This is a genomic window from Streptomyces sp. NBC_00690 (genome assembly GCF_036226685.1).
Classification (GTDB): Bacteria; Actinomycetota; Actinomycetes; order Streptomycetales; family Streptomycetaceae; genus Streptomyces.
This window is the reverse complement of the sequence record NZ_CP109009.1, coordinates 7,038,313-7,055,326: the sequence shown is the minus strand read 5'-3', so window position 1 is coordinate 7,055,326 and position 17,014 is coordinate 7,038,313. Positions and strand designations below refer to the sequence as shown.

Annotated in this window: 14 protein-coding genes; 6 read left to right on the top strand and 8 right to left on the bottom strand. The window is 69.1% G+C overall.

Annotation, left to right across the window (positions count from 1 at the left end; genetic code table 11):
* Window positions 1-173 precede the first annotated feature (173 nt).
* Genes OID54_RS30735 through OID54_RS30720 form a run of 4 tightly spaced genes read right to left on the bottom strand, consistent with a single transcriptional unit; the run spans window position 174 to window position 5,355 of the window.
* Window positions 174-1,106: a S66 peptidase family protein gene (locus OID54_RS30735; protein WP_329024846.1), complete on the bottom strand. Its 933-nt coding sequence runs from the start codon at window positions 1,104-1,106 to the stop codon at window positions 174-176.
* Window positions 1,103-3,127 carry a S9 family peptidase gene (locus tag OID54_RS30730; protein ID WP_329024845.1) on the bottom strand — a complete coding sequence of 675 codons (2,025 nt, stop codon included), beginning with the start codon at window positions 3,125-3,127 and terminating at the stop codon, window positions 1,103-1,105. Before OID54_RS30730 ends, OID54_RS30735 begins: the two co-directional genes overlap by 4 nt.
* A 34-nt stretch (window positions 3,128-3,161) precedes the next feature.
* The gene (locus tag OID54_RS30725) at window positions 3,162-4,529 is read right to left on the bottom strand and encodes a M20/M25/M40 family metallo-hydrolase (RefSeq protein WP_329024843.1); all 1,368 of its coding nucleotides are present in this window, start codon (window positions 4,527-4,529) and stop codon (window positions 3,162-3,164) included.
* On the bottom strand, window positions 4,522-5,355 hold the full coding sequence (locus OID54_RS30720; RefSeq protein ID WP_329024842.1) for a M55 family metallopeptidase: 834 nt from the start codon (window positions 5,353-5,355) through the stop codon (window positions 4,522-4,524). The genes OID54_RS30725 and OID54_RS30720 overlap by 8 nt, the downstream gene beginning before the upstream one ends.
* A gap of 1,367 nt (window positions 5,356-6,722) precedes the next feature.
* On the opposite strand from OID54_RS30720, the gene OID54_RS30715 reads away from it, so the two are divergent.
* Window positions 6,723-7,247, top strand: a complete 525-nt coding sequence (locus OID54_RS30715; RefSeq protein WP_329024841.1) for a DoxX family protein — start codon at window positions 6,723-6,725, stop codon at window positions 7,245-7,247.
* Window positions 7,248-7,410: 163 nt separating this feature from the next.
* On the opposite strand, the gene OID54_RS30710 is transcribed toward OID54_RS30715, so the two are convergent.
* On the bottom strand, window positions 7,411-8,157 hold the full coding sequence (locus tag OID54_RS30710; protein ID WP_329024839.1) for a class I SAM-dependent methyltransferase: 747 nt from the start codon (window positions 8,155-8,157) through the stop codon (window positions 7,411-7,413).
* A gap of 418 nt (window positions 8,158-8,575) precedes the next feature.
* Entirely contained in the window at window positions 8,576-9,031 is a 456-nt protein-coding gene (locus tag OID54_RS30705; RefSeq protein WP_329024837.1) for an SRPBCC family protein, read from the bottom strand.
* A 202-nt stretch (window positions 9,032-9,233) separates the two neighbouring features.
* Here OID54_RS30705 and OID54_RS30700 point away from each other — a divergent pair, with 202 nt between their 5' ends.
* The 3 genes from OID54_RS30700 (at window position 9,234) to OID54_RS30690 (ending at window position 11,356) form a co-directional block, all read left to right on the top strand.
* Complete coding sequence (locus OID54_RS30700) at window positions 9,234-10,277, top strand: Rv2578c family radical SAM protein (RefSeq protein ID WP_329024835.1); 1,044 nt, start codon at window positions 9,234-9,236, stop codon at window positions 10,275-10,277.
* A gap of 127 nt (window positions 10,278-10,404) precedes the next feature.
* The gene (locus OID54_RS30695) at window positions 10,405-10,815 is read left to right on the top strand and encodes a RidA family protein (RefSeq protein WP_329024831.1); all 411 of its coding nucleotides are present in this window, start codon (window positions 10,405-10,407) and stop codon (window positions 10,813-10,815) included.
* 4 nt (window positions 10,816-10,819) lie between these two features.
* A complete protein-coding gene (locus OID54_RS30690; protein ID WP_329024829.1) occupies window positions 10,820-11,356 on the top strand; it encodes a GNAT family N-acetyltransferase in 537 nt (178 codons plus the stop codon).
* Window positions 11,357-11,410: 54 nt separating this feature from the next.
* Here the strand turns inward: OID54_RS30690 and OID54_RS30685 are convergent, their stop codons facing one another.
* A complete protein-coding gene (locus OID54_RS30685) occupies window positions 11,411-13,117 on the bottom strand; it encodes a transcriptional regulator (protein WP_329024827.1) in 1,707 nt (568 codons plus the stop codon).
* 176 nt (window positions 13,118-13,293) lie between these two features.
* Here OID54_RS30685 and OID54_RS30680 point away from each other — a divergent pair, with 176 nt between their 5' ends.
* Window positions 13,294-13,884 carry a hypothetical protein gene (locus OID54_RS30680; RefSeq protein ID WP_329024825.1) on the top strand — a complete coding sequence of 197 codons (591 nt, stop codon included), beginning with the start codon at window positions 13,294-13,296 and terminating at the stop codon, window positions 13,882-13,884.
* A 190-nt stretch (window positions 13,885-14,074) separates the two neighbouring features.
* Here OID54_RS30680 and OID54_RS30675 read toward each other — a convergent pair whose 3' ends face one another.
* On the bottom strand, window positions 14,075-14,641 hold the full coding sequence (locus tag OID54_RS30675; RefSeq protein ID WP_329024824.1) for a HEAT repeat domain-containing protein: 567 nt from the start codon (window positions 14,639-14,641) through the stop codon (window positions 14,075-14,077).
* A gap of 490 nt (window positions 14,642-15,131) precedes the next feature.
* On the opposite strand from OID54_RS30675, the gene OID54_RS30670 reads away from it, so the two are divergent.
* Complete coding sequence (locus tag OID54_RS30670; RefSeq protein WP_329024822.1) at window positions 15,132-16,934, top strand: 3-hydroxyacyl-CoA dehydrogenase family protein; 1,803 nt, start codon at window positions 15,132-15,134, stop codon at window positions 16,932-16,934.
* Window positions 16,935-17,014: the final 80 nt, after the last annotated feature.

Sequence of the window (17,014 nt, the reverse complement as noted above, 5' to 3'; positions counted from 1 at the left end):
GTACTCGCCACCTTTGCAAACGTCTACGCGCCCGCACCGTCCCACCATGCGGAACGCCATGGCTCAAGGCACGGCCGCAGCGTACCCCCGAATCCGCTCCCACCGCCCCGAGTGGGCCCACTCCACAGGGCGGGCGTTCAGAGCAGGGCTGGAGTTGAGAGCGGAGCGGGCGTTCAGAGCAGGGCCGGCTCGTCCAGGGTCAGGGTCGCCGCGTCCGCGTCCAGCACCGCAGCCACGCCGAGCGGCATGGTGAGGTTCTGTCCTCCGTGGCCGAATCCCAGTTCCTCGACGACGGGGACACCGAGTCCGCCGAGTCGGTCCACCAGCACCCGCCGTACGCGCTCATAGGGTCCGCACTCCGCCCATGAGCCCAGGGCGATGCCCTGCACCCCGTCCAGCCATCCCGAGCGCAGCAGTTGGGTCAGGATGCGGTCGAGGCGGTAGTCGTCCTCGCCGACGTCTTCGAGGAGCAGGAGTCCACCGGCTGCGTTCGGGCGGGCGTGGGGCGTGCCCAGGTCGGCCGCGAGGAGGCTGGCACACCCGCCGAGCGTGATGCCGCGGGCCCGGCCGGGCACCAGGGTGCCCGCGGTCTCCAGTGCGAGGACGCGTACCGACTCCGGTTCGAAGAGGGTCGCCCGGAGGGACTCCCGGGTCGTCTCGTCCTTGAGGAACGTCAGGGCACCGGGCATGGCACCGTGCAGGGTGGCCAGTCCCATTCGGGTCGCGAACGCCTCGTGGAGGGCGGTGATGTCGCTGTAGCCGGCGAACACCTTGGGTCCGGCGGCACGGATCGCCGTCCAGTCCAGTAGGTCGACCATGCGCTGTGCACCGTAGCCGCCGCGGGCGCACAGGACGGCGGAGACGGTCGGATCGCACCAGGCTTCGGTGAGGTCCCGGGCCCGCTCGTGGTCGGTCGCCGCCAGATAGGGGAAGTCCTGGTGGCCACCGCGGACATGCGGCATGACCAGCGGGTCGAGCCCCCAACCGCGCAGCACCTCAAGTCCCTCGTCGAGCCGTTCGTCGGGTACCGGACCGCTGGGGGCGACGACGGCGACCTTGGCCCCGGGCCGCAGTCGGGCGGCCCGGGTCAGGGGGGTGAGGGTCACTTCTTGAGCTCCAGAGGGGGAACGTCGGACCGTTCGAAGCCGAAGGTCTGGGCGTAGAGGGAGAGTTCGGCTTCGATCGCGCGCACCATCGTGTCCGCCCGACGGAAGCCGTGGCCCTCGCCGTCGAAGGCGATGTAGGCGTGCGGAACGCCGCGCCCCGCCATCTGTCCCAGGAACCGTTCGGCCTGTACGGGCGGGCAGATGACATCGTCGAGCCCTTGGAGCAGCAGGAAGGGGGTGGTGATGCGGTCGGTGTGCTGGAGCGGTGAGCGCTGCCGGTAGCGGTCCGGAACCTCTCCGAGGGGGCCGATCAGGGATTCCAGGTACTGCGATTCGAAGTCGTGGGTCTCGCCGCCGGCCCATCCGATGAGGTCCAGTACGGGGTAGCTGATGCTTCCGCAGGCGTAGACATCGGTGTGGGCGAGAGACGCGGCGGTGGTCCAGCCGCCGGCGCTGCCGCCGCGGATGGCCAGCCGCGAGGCATCGGCGGTGCCCTCGGCGGCCAGGGCCCGGGCGACGGCCGCGCAGTCCTCGACGTCGACGACGCCCCACTGTTCTCGCAGGCTGTCCCGGTACTCGCGGCCGTATCCGGTGGATCCGCCGTAGTTGACCTCGGCCACCCCGATGCCGCGGGAGGTGAAGTAGGCGATCTCCAGGTCCAGTACGAGCGGGGAGTGGCCGGTGGGGCCGCCGTGGGCCCAGATGACGTACGGGGGCAGTTCGTCGTCGGGCGCGGTTCGGTCGGGGCTGTGCGGCGGATAGATGTGCGCGTGGATCGCACGGCCTCCGGGCCCTGCGAACGTACGGATGTGGGGTTCCGGGTAGTACGCGGGGTCCACGGGGTCCTCGTGGGGTGCGCCGATGACCCGGGTGTGTCCGGTGCGGGTGTCGAGTTCGACGATCTCGTACGCGCTGCGGGGACTGGCGGCGATACCGACGATCCGATCGCCCTGGACGGCGAGGGAGGATGCCCATTCGGTCCAGGGGCCGGCGGCGTCCACCACTTCCCCGGTGTCCGGGTCGAGGACGCCCAGCGCCGTGGTGCCGGCGCCGTGGACGACGGCGATCAGCCCGTTGTCCAACGGCTTGAACCACTGGAGGCCGATCTTCCACAGCGGTCCGCCGAACTCCTCGCGGCGTCCGGAGCACAGGGCCTCACCCGCGCCCGCGACGGGAGAGGACTGTGCCGAGGACGCTGTCAGGGCGTCGGGGGTCAGCCGTCGGGGTTCCCACCAGCCGGTGGTGTCCGACAGGAACAGCAGTGAGCCGTCAGGGGCCCACTCGACCTGGCAGATGGATTCCTCGGTGCCTCCGGCGACCGCGCGCAACTCGGTGAACGGGCCGTCCGGGGCGACATCGCCCACCATCGCCAGGGTGCCGTCCCAGGGCATGCGGGGATGGTCCCAGACGATCCAGGCGGCCTGCCGCCCGTTGGGGGAGAGCCTCGGGCCGGTGGTGAAACGGTGCCGGTCGTCGGTGAGTTCGCGCACGGCGCTGCGGTCGTCGGCGGCCGAGCCGTCCAGCGGCACCGCGGCGATCACCCGGCGTACGTCGGTGAGGGACGCACCGGTGAACTCCTCCAGCACGCACCACACCTCGCCCCGCTCCAGGTGCAGTTGCGGATCGGCCCAGCGTGCGCCGTCGCCGACCGGGGAGTAAGGGGTGAGCGGCTTCGGTTCCGCACCGGGGACGTCCGGTTCGTAGGCGTAGAGCCGCTGGTCGGGGAAGTGGACGAAGACGACCAGCGGGGTGCCGTCGGGGCGCAGGGCGCCCGCCCAGGGGTGGCCCCCGTACTCGATGACCCGACTGCGGACGTTCCAGGGCGCGGGGAGCACCGATTCCTCGGCTCCGTCGGTTCGCCTCCGCACCAGGGCGCGTCTGCCTCCCTCCGCGGGCCGGGGTGCGGTCCACCACAGTTCGTCGCCGACCGTGCCGAGGTACTCGGGCCGACCGTCGTGCGAGGCGGCGAGCGCGGCGTCGATCGGTGACGGCCAGGTACCGAAGGCGGCGGTGGGTGCCATGTCCGACTCCCTTGTCAGCAGTTTCACTCGGAGTTCACGCGGATCGGAGGTAGTGGTCGAGCACATGGACGCCGAAGTGCAGGGCTTCGACGGGTACCCGCTCGTCGACGCCGTGGAACATCGCCGCGTAGTCGTATCCCGCGGGGAGCTTCAGCGGTGAGAAGCCGTAGCCGGTGATGCCGAGCCGGGAGAACTGCTTGGCGTCGGTGCCGCCGGCCATGCAGTAGGGCACCACGTGGCCGTCGGGGTCGAAGCGTTCGACGGCCTCGCGGAGCTTGGCGAAGGTCGGGGAGTCGACCGGTGCCTGCAACGCCACCTCACGGTGGTCGAACTCCCACTCCACATCGGGTCCGGTGAGTCGGTCCATGGTCTGTGCGAACTCGTCCTCGGCGCCGGGCAGCATGCGTCCGTCGATGTAGGCGGTGGCATGGCCGGGGATCACATTGATCTTGTAGCCGGCATCCAGCATGGTCGGGTTGGTGCTGTTGCGCACGGTGGGTTCGACCAGTGCGGCGGCGGGTCCGAGCTTGCCGATCAACTCGTCCACGTCGAAGTCCGGGGCGTGCACATCCGCGGGTACGCCGTGCAGCCGGGCGAGTTCTGCCAGTGCGGCACGGACGGTGGGGGTGAGCCTGACCGGCCAGCGGTGGTCGCCGATGCGGGCGACGGCGGCGGCGAGCCTGCTGACCGCGTTCGACCGGTTGACCTTGGAGCCGTGTCCCGCCCGGCCGTGGGCGGTGAGCTTGAGCCAGGCGGTGCCCCGCTCGCCCGCGGCGATCGGGTAGAGCGTCATTCCGGGGCCGGCGTGGAAGCTGAAGGCACCGGATTCGCTGATCCCTTCGGTGCACCCCTCGAAGAGGTCCGCGTGCTCCTCGGCGAGGAAGCCGGAGCCGTCCTCGGCACTGGCCTCCTCATCGGCGGTGAAGGCGACCACAATGTCCCGGCGGGGTCGTACCCCGGCCCGTTCCCAGGCCCGGACGACCGACAGGATCATCGCGTCCATGTTTTTCATGTCGACGGCGCCGCGCCCCCAGACCACCGCGTCGCGGACCTCCCCCGAGAAGGGGTGGACCGTCCAGTCGTCCGGCTCGGCGGGGACCACGTCGAGATGGCCGTGGACCAGCAGGGCGGGTGCGGTGGGATCGGTGCCCTCGATGCGGGCGACGACATTGGTACGACCGGCGGTGCGCTCCAGCATCGCGGGCTGGAGCCCCGCGGCGGCGAGCCGTTCGGCCGCGTACTCGGCGGCGGGACGCTCACGGCAGTCTCCGCCGCCCCGATTGGTGGTGTCGATCCGGATCAACTCGGAGGTGAAGGTCACCACCTCGTCCAGGGCCTGCGCATCGACGGGACTTGCGTCGGCAGGCTCGCGGCCCTGGGCGGTTGCGTTCGTGTTAGCCATACTGCTCCTCCACGGCCGCCGAAACGATGGTGGTGACCGCCTTGAACGTGCGAATGGTGTCGTACATGGTCTCGTTGGTGTACGAGACGCGGCGCTCGCCGTCGGTCGCGACACCGGGGACGACGGTGGCGGCGGCGGAGAGGTGTTCGGCGTCGAACTCCAACTCCACGGTGAAGGGTCCGGCCGGCACCGGTGCGTACCGCACGGCGAGAGCTGCGGCCTGGTGGGCGGCGGCGCGGATGTCGGCGGCGGTCCGGGTGGGGGTGCGGCAGACGGCCGCGTACCGCGAGACATGGTCCTTGACGGCGACCTTGCGGGCGTCCGGTGCATAGCCGTCGGCGTCCACGCAGGTCAGGTCGTCGCCGGTGACGAGGACGACCGGGACTCCGTACTCGGCGACCACATGGGCGTTGAGCAGGCCCTCACTGGCGCGGGTGCCGTTGAGCCAGACACCGGTGATGGAGTTGGCGAGGTAGGTGTGGGCGAGCACTCCTTCGGCGCCGGCGGCGGTGTGATAGCCGATGAAGGCGATCCCGTCCACATCGCCGTGCTGGACGCCCTCCACCATGGAGAGGGATTTGTGCCGGCCCGTCAGCATCTCCACACGCTCGTCCAACTGCTCCAGCAGCAGGTTGCGCATGGACCAGTGCGCCTCGTTGATCAGGACCTCGTCGGCGCCGCCGTCGAAGAAGCCGAGCGCCGCCGCGTTCACATCCGAGGTGAACATGGTGCGACAACGTTCCCACTGGGGTGTGCCGGGCAGCACATCGGCCGGCCAGGTGACACCGGTGGCGCCCTCCATGTCGGCGCTGATGAGGATCTTCACAGCTCGCCCTGCTCTTCCCGGATCGGTGGGGTCCGCTGACCCACCGACCTCCGTCGTTGGCATCGGTCGCATCGGCTTCGAGTAGACCATCCGTACCGTCCGAGGTGGGCGCTGGGCCCGTGCCGTGTCCTGGCGCGACCGCTGGAGGCGGTATGACCCGAACGGCACCCGATCGCCCGATCCAGCCAATAGGCCACGGCGGGGTCGAGCAAGTCGCCCGGGAGGCTGTTCCATCCCGGCCTACTCGACGGTATGGCACCTTGACCTGGGAAAAATCCTATGCGTACCTCAACAGGGAGGGCCGGGCCTGACAAGGCGGGCCTGCTCATCGCTAGGCCGCGGAGAGCTTCTCGTCGACACCTGGCAGCGGCCCGATCGGTGACGACCTGCTCGTAGACGCGTTGCGGCATCTGGATGGCACCGGACGGTCCAATGAACCACGGGCCATCGCGTACGCAGACCCGGTACCGCGAGCCCATCGGGGGTACGTCGATGGTGTGTGTCGATGCGGGCGGCGCTGGCCCACGCCCTCCCACTCCGCCGCAACCGCCCCCGCACCGGGGGGAGTTCAGCGGCACCCGGGATGAACAGGCATGGGGTTTTATGGGCGGATGCGTTGGGACGACGTCCGACGGCCGGACTGGAGGCGGTCTGGAGTCCTACGGGTGCGGTGTCGACGCGAACTGGTCGACGCACACAAGGAACGGGTATTGGTCCAGACCTTTACGGACATGGGCCGAAGCTTATAGCGTGACGCCAGATTCGAACGCATAGCTCAGTCACATCCCCCCACCCCCCACGAGGAACCATGCGTTTGACACAGAGCCGATCGGCGCCCCCATGCGCCCCCTCACTATGGACCCCTGGCCGACACACCGTTGAATGTCATGCCCCCAACATGATCAGCGCTGGTACGGCGGCACTCCCCCAACATCCCCGGGTGCCACCGCGTCCCACTGCGAGACCGCAGTCACCCACGGCGCCCGCCCCGGCTCCTGCGCGAGCCCCTCGTTCCGGGCGGTCGTCACCGTGGCCATCGCAGGGCGTCGGCGGCCCCCACCGCCGCCGCTCTGCCCGGCCACCGATCCGTAAGGGCGCCATCTAGCCCCAGAAACACGCACACAGCGCATCACCGCGGGATCGCCCTGCCATAGCCGTCACGCCCTCCGGTTCCCTGCCGGTGACCGGACGGACCAGCCGGATCGGCAGCAGGGCAGTCGCCGTTTCCCATGCGCGCAAGACCGGCGGTCGCACCCCACGAGCGATCGTCAGGAATGACACGAGACCGAGGCGTTGGCGGACCGCTCCCCACGGTGAGTTCGGGACATCGGGAGCCGGGACGGCGCCATCGGGAAGGACGGACAACGATGAGCTACACCGAACGGACCAGCAGCACCACCCGGCGGATGGCCGAACGGCCCCTGGTGATGACTCCGACGGGGAGACGACGACGGAGCAAACCCCTAATCGGCGCCGCGCTGGCCCGCTATCAGGTACACAGCACCACCGTGCTCAGGATCTCCGTAGGACTGGTCTTCTTCTGGTTCGGAGTGATGAAGTTCGTGCCGGCGGCGAGTCCGGCGGAGGACGTCGCCACCCGGACCATGAGCGTGCTGACCTTCGATCTCGTACCACCGGAGTTCTCCAGGCCGTTGCTCGCGCTCTTCGAGACCGCGATCGGCGTGGGACTGATATCCGGAGTCCTCTTGCGCCTGGTCCTGACGGCGTTCTTCCTCCATATGACGGGAGTCTTCGCCGCGCTGTTCATCCTGCCGGACGAGATGTGGAACGGACAGATGGGCACCCCGACCCTGGAGGGGCAGTACATCATCAAGAACGTGGTGCTGATCGCCGCATGTCTCGCCGTGGCCGCGGATCGACGCAGTCCATAGACGCACCGGGCGGGGCGGAACCTGGTCGTACGGGAGCAGAGTGCCCGTACGACCAGGCCCGGTCCAGGTCAGGCGAGCTCGGCGCACCTCGATGCACGACATCCATCGACACCCGTCTGTGGAACGACGGTCCCGCCCGACGGACGGGACCTGCCACGGCCGATCAGCGGGGACGCCCCAGGACGAGCCACTTCGACGGTAGTTCGACGCGGGAGCCGTCGAGTTCGTACTCCGTCGTGATCAGGGGCAGATCCCCGCTCGCCAACGTCGAGAGCCCGGACCGGGCGAAGAGCTCGATCAGTTCCTCGTCCGGCAGTGCACCGGGCACGATCCCGTGCCGGAACACCGGCAGGAGCTTGGCCGGCGGCCCCGACGGCGAACTGACGAGCTGGGCGAGCCGGGTCCCGGCGACCTCCGTCAACTCCACCACGAAGGCGCGTCCCCGCTTGCCCACCAGCACGCCGACCGCCTCCGCGAGATGTTGCCGATCTCCGGGGTCTGCCTGGTGGAGCACCCCGCGCACATAGACGTTGCAGTCGCCCACCTCCTCGTGCAACCGGGCGACCGACTCCATGTCCACGGCGTCGAACGTCCGGAAGGAGAGCAGTCCCGAACACCGGGACGGTCGGGCCTTCTCCTGCTGCCGCCGAGCCAGGTCGATCGCCGCGTCCGCGAGGTCGAGACCCAGTACTGCGGGGAATCTGTCGGCGAGGAAACGGGTCTGGGTGCCGTTGCCGCAGCCCAGGTCGACCATGGTGAGGCCGGCGTCCTCCACCAGTGGTTCGTAGCGCGCCAGATGGCGGCTCGCCGTCAGCGCGGGCTCGGCGTCCCAGAAGACGGCTCCCGGCTCATCGGGCACCTCGGCCCAGAATCCTTCCCAGGCATCCCGATATCGGCTCGTCACGCTCATGGCCAGCCCCCCAGGGATATGACAAAACGTCAACAGGGGTCTATCGCCTGTGCGTTCCCAGGGCAAGTGTGCGGTACGAACCGTCACCCGACTTACCGGGGCCATCGAGGCGGGCGGTCGTCGGCAGTGAGCTGCCCGGGAGGATCATAGACGCCTCCCACGGCGAACGAGGGCAGGCCCGGGAGTACGGCCCGCGATCCTGGGGTCAGGACCTTGCGCGTCTGCGTCCTGTCGCCCTGTGGCCCCTTCACGGGCACGGAGGCTCTACCAGGGGCGAAGGGCGGGGAAACCGGATCGGCCCGGTGCGCACGAGGGGCCGACAGAGGCTTTCCCGCGGTCCACGGCGCACCCGGCGCAGCACGGCCCCGCGGGAAAACCACTCGAAGAAATGAGTGTTACGACGATCCGAACGGGAGGGCTACCGCTTCGCCTCCTTCTCGACCTCGGTGGCGAGGTTGTCGAGCATCAGGTCGTAGATGCGGGCGAGGCCCTTGGGCGCGAAGGTCTTCTCGAAGAATCCGCCGATGCCGCCGGCGCCGGTCCAGACCGTGGTGACGACGGCCTGACAGGAGCCCTCACCGGCCGGGGTGACCGTCCAGGTGGTGACCATGGAGGAGTTGCGGTCCTTCTCGATCAGCTGGCCGTCGGTCGGCTCGGTGACTTCGAGCAGACAGTCCCGGATCCGCTTGCTGGTGGCCTGGAGCTTCCAGTGGACGAGGGTGCCCTCGCCGTCGCCGCCTTCGCGGACCTCGTACTCGCTGAACTGCTCGGGCAGCAGCTTCGAACGGGTGTTCTCGTAGTCGGCCAGTGTGTCGAACACCGTCGCCGCGTCCGCCGCGATGGTCCGTTGCGTCGTGGACTCGACCTGCGCCATTGCTGTTCCTCCAGCACTCGGTTGTTCGGGGGTGCCTCCAGGGGCGCCTTAGCCAATCACCTTGCGTGCGGCGACCCAAATCCGGGGCCGACCCACCCCGAATCCGAGGTCGACCCATGACGTGGAGCGAAAGGCTTGCACTTCACATGCGAACAGTTGTTCTATTCTAGGTATGGGGGACAGAACTACTCAGGAGGCGACCATGCGCTGGGACCATCTGGCCGAGACCCCTTCGGCGCCGCGGACCACGGAGGACGCCGCCCTCTTCGCCACGTCGGCCGTGACGACCAGGACTTTCGACACCCCCGAGTTCAGAGGGATCACCTTCCACGAAGTACGGGCCCGGTCGATCATCAACCGGGTGCCGGGAGCCTCCCGGATGCCGTTCGAATGGACGGTGAACCCCTATCGAGGCTGCACCCACGCCTGCGTGTACTGCTTCGCCCGCAAGACGCACAGCTATCTGGACCTCGACACCGGCCTCGGCTTCGACTCCCAGATCGTGGTGAAGACCAACGCGCCCGAACTGGTCCGCCGCCAACTCGGCTCCCGCCAGTGGCGCGGCGCCCACATCGCCATGGGCACGAACGTCGATTGCTACCAGAGGGCTGAGGGACGGTACGGCTTGATGCCCGGCATCATCGCTGCCCTGCGCGACTACGCCAATCCCTTCTCGATCCTGACCAAGGGAACGCTGATCCTGCGCGACCTCGACCTGCTGGTAGAGGCGGCGGATGTGACCGATGTGGGCATCTCCGTCTCGGTGGGATTCATCGACGAAGCACTCTGGCGAACGGTGGAGCCGGGCACTCCGGCGCCCGAGCGACGTCTCGACGTCGTCCGCACCCTGACCGACCACGGCATCGCCTGCGGGGTGCTGATGGCACCCGTCATCCCCTTCCTCGGCGACCACCCCGACCAGTTGCGGGCCACGGTTCGCGCGATAGCCGAGGCCGGTGCCACCTCGGTCACCCCGCTCGTCCTCCATCTGCGGCCAGGGGCGCGCGAGTGGTTCATGAGCTGGCTGGAAGAACACCATCCGTTTCTGCTGCGCCGATATGAGCGGCTGTACGCGGACGGGGCGTACGCGCCCACCTGGTACCAGCGGCGCATCACCCGCCAGGTGCATGAACTGGCGACCGAGTTCGGCATCGGGCCCACCGGACCCGGAATGCCACGACGGGTTCGGCCCTCGCCCCCGGACGCCGAAGCCGGGGCGGAACAGACGCAGCTCACCCTGCTCTGACCCGGCCGCGCGCCGTAGACCTGCCGCCCCCCTGACCCTTAGACCTGTTGACCCGCTGGCCTGCTGATCTGCCGGTCTGACCAACCGCCGATCCATCGGTGTCAGTGGCATAGGCAAGGATGAGCGGATGAATTCTCACCTCACCCATGTCGCTGCTCCGGAAGGCGTCGCCCCGGGCCGGGGCTACAGCCATGTCGTCTGGGGCACCGGCCGGTTCATCGCCGTCTCCGGGCAGTGTGCCTTCGACGAGGACGGCTCAGTGGTGGGCATCGATGACCCCGAGGTGCAGGCACGGCAGGTCTTCGAGAACATCAGGCGGTGCCTGGCCGCAGCGGGTGCCAGCCTGGAAGACATGGTCAAACTCACCTATTTCGTGACGGACATCCAACATCTCACGGGCATCCGCACCGCCCGCGACGAGGTGTTCGCACCCGACCGGCTGCCGGCCAGCTCCGCCGTCCAGGTCTCCGCGCTGATCCTGCCGGAGCTGCTCGTGGAGATCGAGGCGTACGCCCTGGTCCGGGACGAGGAGCGGTAGGGCCATGACCGTACAGATCAGGGACATGACCATCGAGGACTGTGACGCGGTCGCCTCGATCCGGGTGCGCGGATGGCAGTACGCCTACGCGGGGCTGATGCCGCAGTCGTATCTGGACGCGATGGATACCGCCGAGATGGCGGTCAAGGTCCGGGGCTGGCTGAGCACCGCGGGCCCGAGCCGTGTCACGCATCTCGTCGCCGAGCGCGCGGGTGACGTCGTGGGGTGGGCCTGCCTCGGCCCCTGTCGGGACGAAGGCACCACATCGCAGCAGGGCGAGATCTATGCGCTCTACGCACACCCTGAGGTGGTGTCGACCGGAGTGGGGCGCGCCCTGATGGCGGAGCTGACGACCCGGGCGCACGACCAGGGACTGCACGAACTCCTGTTGTGGGTGGTCGAGGGAAACGACAGGGCCCGCCGCTTCTACGCCAGGGCGGGCTTTGAGCCCGACGGCCTGGAGGAACCCTTCGAGATGGCGGGGGTACAGATTCCGGAGCTTCGCTATCGCCGTGCACTACGTGCGATCACCTACTCCTAGGAGTAGGTGAACCGATGCGAGGCCGGTACGCCTGGGTGCCCTGCGGCCAGTGGTTCAGGGCTGCGGCGAGGAGCTTTCCGCCCCGCCCCTGCCCTCGCTCGCGCTCACGAGCCGCCAGGCACGCCCGATCGTGTCGTACTCGTAGGTCGGCAGGCCCGGGATCCCGCTGGTACGGAACGGGCGTCCGCGGTCGTCAATCCGTACCGTTCCACTCTGTGCGCCGCTGCTCCACTCCAACTCCAAGTACCAGTCGCAGTCACAACTGACGGCGCGACCGGTGATCAACAGGACCTCAGGATCAGAGGCGGAGACCCGATAGGGGAACGAGACCGCGGGAATCTCCACCCCGGCGTCGCTGCCGGCCACCGACCGGGCAAGAGGGCGCGGAGCATCGAGATCGACGTCGAACATCCTCGGGGTGAGCGAGCCGCCGCACCCCACGCTCATCAGATACACGCTCTCCTGCGGGGGCGTCCGACGGGCCACGGTCCGCACACTGAGCGATTGCAGGACAACCGCCTGATCGGTCTTGCCCTGGACGGAGACCCGCACCATGGTCTCGCCGCCGTGCACCGCTCCGAGGGAGCCGGCCCAGGGCGCGGCGTCGGACTCGGCCGGCGGCGGCGGGACCCGGGAGGGCTCCCGATCGACGAGATACGCGTGGTCGCACTCGTTCTTCCAGACGTGTTGGTCCAGGGTCCAGGAGAACGGCGTACCGACCGGGGCCGCGGGGGCGGTGGTCCGCCCCTTGGGGGCAGTCGGGGAGCCGCTCACGCCCGTACCGACCCTTGGCGGTCCGCCCTTGGGAGCACCCGAGGACGGGACGGAAGCGGACGCAGAAGGGGACGGGGTCGAGGCGCTCGGGCGACCGTCGGGGGCGGTTGCCGAAGGCCGGCCGGTCCGGGTGTCGTCCGGCTGCTCGACCGTGGTGCGCTGTCGATCGGCGCGGGAGAACGGGGAACGGTCGAAAGCCAGCAGGAGAACGAGACCGACCGCGGTCAACACCAGTGCGGCCGAGGCGTACACGGCCCGGTGGTGGCGCCGTGGCCGACGCGCTCCGAGCACCACAGTCGTCTCTGGCGTACGACCGTCCGAAGGTGCCTCGGAAGCCGGCTCGCTGACTTCGGTGGCTTCGGGGACCAGGGGCGGCACCGCGGAGTCATGGACGACAGATCGGTTGGTTCTCGACCGATCCATTGTGTTCTGATCGGTTCTGGAGTGGCCTGCTTTGGGTTGGTCCGTTGCCGATGTGCCCTCGTCGGGGGCGGACTGCTCGACCGCAGCCGCTCGTTGGTGGGGGGGTTGCGACTGCTCGGCTTCAGCCTCCGAGGACTCGGCCGGAGCGGCGTCCTCCGTGGCGGACCGTTCGGCGGCCCGTTCCGAAGCCGCGTCCGAGCCGGAGGGCGGGGCCGGACGCTCCAACCGGTCCCCCGGTGCCGGAACCGTGTCCTGACCCGACGGCCGTCCGCCCGGCTCGGGATTCGGCGCTCCCTGCGGAGCCAGTTGGCGTCTGGTGCGTTCGGCGTCGGCGAGCACCCAGAGGCGGTGCAGTGCGACCAGGTCATCGCCTCGGCATCCGCACAGTCGCGCCAGTCGCTCGATGGGGGCGAACTCCATGGGCACGGTGCGCCCGGAGCAGTACCGGTGCAGGGTCGATGCGCTCACGGCCATCCGGCGCGCCAGTGCCCCGTAACTGCGTCCCGATGCCTCCCGCATCTCCAGCAGCCGCTGCGCGAACGCCTCCGTGTCATCTGTGCTCACCCGTACAGCTCCCCGGTCTGTTCCAGGACGGCGTTCCACCCTCCCGAGTAATCCCACGTCAGTGGGGGTGGAATGGTTCCATCGTGTCACCCCCGGCAAGAGTGCTTGCCGATCGGTCGAGTGGCCGTTGAAGCTGAGGGCCGTTCCACCAACCATCATCAGGGGGAAGCACTTCCATGAACATGCTCCGTACCGCTGCCGTGACCGCCGCAGCCATCGGGATGACGATCGCCTCGATGTCCGCGGCCAGCGCGGCTCCCGCTCCCGCCTTCCTGACGGCGAAGCAACTGCCCGCCTCGCTCACCCCGTGGACGGCCGGTGCGATCAAGTCGGGTGCCGCTGCCGACTTCTGCACCAAGAAGATCGCTCCCAAGGCGTCCAGCAAGCACCGGCTGTTCCAGACGGAGTTGGACACCAGCGCTCACCAGACGATCACGGTCGCCGCCACGGAGGCCAAGGCGAAGACGCTGGTGACCCAGTTGCGCAACTCCATCAACGGTTGCCTGAAGCGCCTCCAGCAGGAGTACCCGGGGTTGAAGGGCACCTCCAAGTACCACGGGAAGATCAATGTGGAGGAGGGTGCCCACGTCTACAGCGTGGACACCGCCGATCCCCGGGTCGGCTCGACGGACATCGCGCTCTACTCGGTGGGGCGTGATGGCCGCACGGTGACCGTCGTCGGCTGGAGCCAGTTGGGCGACCTCAGCGGTGCGCCGCTTGCGGGCTTCAAGAAGACCACGCAGACCGCGGTCGCCAAGCTCTACTAGGCACGTCCCCGCTGAGGGGCAGCAACGCCCCCACCGCCGGTCTTCCGGTCTAGGTGGGGGAATCGGGGGAGCCGCGGGCTCCGCACCGCGAAGGCGGCTGCGGAGCCCGCGGCACTGTACGTGGGACGCCTCCCCTGGCCGGCCATGTCGGCGGGACGGCCGCCATGGACACAAAGAACATGAGGTCGCGTCAGCGCAGTCGGGCGAGTGCCGCTTCGGCCGCCGCCGAGAGCCTCGGATGCCAGCGGGCCGATTCCAGCACCGCCCTCGCCCGGGCGTCACCGAGAGCCCCCAACCCCTCCACACAGGCCAGCGCCACCCGCACATGGGGATCTCGCGGAGCGAGTCTGCGCCGCAGCACGGTGATCAGGGCCGGTACGGACTCCGGTGCGCGCAGCCGGGTCAACAGTCGAACGGGCACCAGGGCGTAGGCAACCCTGCGCTCGTTGGTCGCGAGGGCTGCGGCGGCGCGGGGGGTGCGGGGGTCGGCGAGCTTGGCGAGTGCGTGGGCTGCCGCGACACAGCGGTCGGGGTCGCGGTGGTTCAGCAGGAGGACCAGCGGTTCGAACGCTCTGGGGTCCTCTCCGCATCCCAGCCGGAAGGCGGCCAGTTCCCTGGCCCACAGAGGCCGTTCGAATTCGATGAGGACCCGGGCCAGTTCTTCGCGGTCCGCAGTGGTCAGCAGCTGCTCGAAGGCCGGCGATCCCCCGGACTCGGACCGTAGGCGCCTGGCCAGCGAACGTAACTCTTCGTCCATGGGGCATCAGCGTAGCGCCACGAAGAATCGGTTCGCTGGCGACCCAGATCACAGTCGCTGGGGGCTGGCGCGCTCGTTACTCGCCAGTTAATCTCAAGTGAGCGGGTAACCCCCGCATTCTCCCGGTGGCCTGGTGACGCAGCCACCGCGAGTGCAGTCGGTTCGGCAAGCACCAGCGGTGCATGAGTCGGTCATGCACCGCGGTACGACGAGGCTCCGGGACAGAGCCCGTCGACCCTTCCCTGCTGGCGACGGGCTCATGCCGTCGCCCAGTTGAAGCTCTTGGTCGATTCCCCCGCACGACCTTCGTTCCGTACGTCCTTCGTTCGGTACGTCTTCCCTCCCGTATGTCTTTCGCTGGGTACGTCTTTCATCCTGCGATCGCACGGCGGGGCACCCCCAACACCTTCGCGCGCCTCCCCCGGCACCTCGTGCCAGCTGGTCTGCGCGCACCCGCCCCTTCAGTCGTCACTCACCTGGAGTCCCCCCGATGGACACCCCCCTGAGCACCATCGCCGTCGTCGGCCTCGGCACCATGGGCACCGGCATCTCCGAACTCCTCGCCACGTCCGGCCGCGAGGTCATCGGCATCGACATCAGTCCCAGCGCCGCCCTCGGGGCCGTGGCCCGGCTGGAGGCTTCCACGGCCCGCTCGGTGCGGTGCGGTCGGATCACCGAGGCCGAACGGCAGGACGTCCTGGCCCGGTTCCGGACCTTCCACGAGTTGGAAGCCGCGGCTGACGCCGATCTGGTGATCGAGGTCGTGTCCGAGTCGTACGAGGTCAAGCGTCAGGTCCTCCGGGCCCTGGACGGTCTGGTGCGCCCCACCACGATCCTGGCCACCGGAACCAACGCCCTGTCGGTCACCCAACTGGCCGCCGAATCAGGGCGATACCCCGAACGGGTGCTGGGCCTGCACTTCTTCCATCCGGTGCCCGCGATGAAGCTGGTGGAAGTGGTCTCGTCGGTACTCACATCGCCCGCCGCCGTCGAAGCCGTCACCGCGCTCGCCCGCGAACTGGGGAAGGAGCCGGTCTCCATCGGAGACCGGCCCGGTTTCATCGCGGACGGGCTGCTGTTCGGCTACCTCAACCAGGCCGCGGCGATGTACGAGTCGAAGTACGCGTCCCGCGAGGACATCGACGCGGCGATGCGACTGGGCTGCGGGCTGCCCATGGGACCGCTCGCGGTGCTGGACCTGATCGGTGTGGACACCGCCCTCACGGTGCTGGAGGCGATGTACACACAGTCCCAGGACCGGTTGCACGCCCCGGCGCCGATCCTCCGACAGTTGGCCGAGGCGGGGTTGACCGGGCGCAAGGCGGGCCGCGGTTTCTACACCTACACCGCTGCCGAGACGACGGGTGACCCCGATGCCTCCACGGTGGTCCCGGACGCACTGACCGTGCGGCCCGGGCTGAGGGAACCGGTGGGCCGCGAGGTCCGCTCGGTCGGAGTGGCCGGCTCGGGCACGATGGCCAGCGGGATCGCGGAGGTCTTCGCCCGGGCCGGACACGACGTGGTGATCGCCGCCCGCTCCCTGGCGAAGGCCGAGAACGCCAAGGCCCGCATCGCAGGGTCCCTGTCCCGTTCCGTCGACAAGGGACGGATGACGGCCGAGGCCCGGGACAGCACCCTGGGACGGATCACCCCCTCGGGCTCCTTGGACTCCTTCCGCGAAGTGGATCTCGTGCTGGAAGCCGTCGCCGAGGACCTGGAGGTCAAGCGGCAACTGTTCGCCGCCCTGGACAGGATCTGCCGACCGGGCGCCATCTTGGCCACCACCACCTCATCACTGTCCGTGGTGGCCTGTGCAAAGGCGACCAGCCGACCGCAGGATGTGATCGGGATGCACTTCTTCAACCCCGCGCCGGCCATGAAGCTGGTCGAGGTCGTCCGTACGGTGCTCACATCGGACGAGGTCCACGCCACCGTGCGTTCGGTGACCGCGGGGATCAAGAAGCATCCCGTCGACTGCGGCGACCGGGCGGGCTTCATCGTGAACGCCTTGCTCTTCCCCTATCTCAACAATGCGATCAAGATGCTGGAGGACCACTATGCGAGCCCCGACGACATCGATGCGGCCATGAAGTTGGGCGGCGGCTATCCGATGGGCCCCTTCGAACTGCTCGACGTGGTGGGGCTCGACGTGTCCCTCGCGATCGAAAAGGCGCTGCACCGGGAGTTCCGCGATCCGGGGCTCGCGCCCGCGCCGCTTCTGGAACACCTGGTCGCCGCGGGGTGCCTCGGCCGCAAGTCGGGGCGTGGCTTTCGCGAACATGCCCGCCGCTGATCTTCGAACCGGTGGGGGCGGACCCTTTCACTACCGTCCGGAACACAGCCACCGGCGGCCTCCGTGAGTCCTTCGCGGGG